The organism is Campylobacter sp. GB48, from assembly GCF_049221845.1.
In the GTDB taxonomy this organism is placed as follows: Bacteria; Campylobacterota; Campylobacteria; order Campylobacterales; family Campylobacteraceae; genus Campylobacter_D; species Campylobacter_D lari_C.
In genome coordinates, this window is record NZ_JBMJAR010000072.1 from 1 (window position 1) to 931 (window position 931).

2 pseudogenes are annotated in these 931 nt (G+C 28.9%); both read right to left on the reverse strand.

Annotated features, from left to right (window positions below):
* Positions 1-357, reverse strand: a pseudogene (locus ACOTVC_RS08845) (hypothetical protein); the annotation flags it as partial.
* A 19-nt stretch (positions 358-376) separates the two neighbouring features.
* Positions 377-931 (reverse strand): annotated as a pseudogene (locus ACOTVC_RS08850) (hypothetical protein); the annotation flags it as partial.

Sequence of the window (931 nt, forward strand, 5' to 3'; positions counted from 1 at the left end):
TCTTTCTCTTTTAGTTTTTAAAGATTTATAATAAGCTTTTTCTGCTTTAGTCCAAGGAGCTATAGCTCCTTTTATAGGATCTTTTAAATAAATACTTTGCCAATCTTTAAATTCAAGCAAAGTAGAACTTTGTCCTGTGTAAAGATTAGGATCTAAATATCTAGGTTGATAGTCTTTATAGGGGGAGTTTTTTAATATACGATCAGCTTCAAAAACCGCTTTAGAATATTCTTGGGTGTATTTGCCTGTGGGCTTGGAGCTCTTATTGAAATATATTTTATTTGTAAGTTTATTTACCTCTAATTCTGCTGTATTGGGAACTAGCACCTTATAAATATCTTTATTATTATCACTCATTGTTTATCCTTTCTTTAATTTAACCTATACATAAACCATTTTTCATAATGATAGTAGTGGCTAGTCTACCTATCATTTTTGGTGGTTGCTCTGTAATATTAGTTTCCAATTCTTCCAATTCATCTAGTTTGTCTAATTTATTTTTACCTTCTTTATCTTTTTTTATCCCTACATACAAAGCCTTAATATTATTTTGTCCTATGGTATCTAAAGCCCTTAAGAAATTTCTATGTTTTAAAGGATCGGGGGCGTTGTTTGTTGCTTTAGTGTTAAATACATCATTGTCCATATCTTCTAAATAATCCATACATTGATGATAAGCATCTATGGCTAATAAACCTTTTACTTCTCTATTTTTATACTCATCATACAAAGCCCTTTTTGCTTCATCGTTGTTAATAGCTTGTAGTTTTTGGTTGTATTTTTGTATGTTTTCTTTTTGAGTTTTACTAAGACAATCAGGGATTAAAAAATCTTCTTCATGCTTTAGTTTTAAAAGCCTTGGTTTTATAGCTAAATCATGTAAATAAGAATAGGTATTAAAAAAGTCTATATCTTCTATGGTTTTTAAATC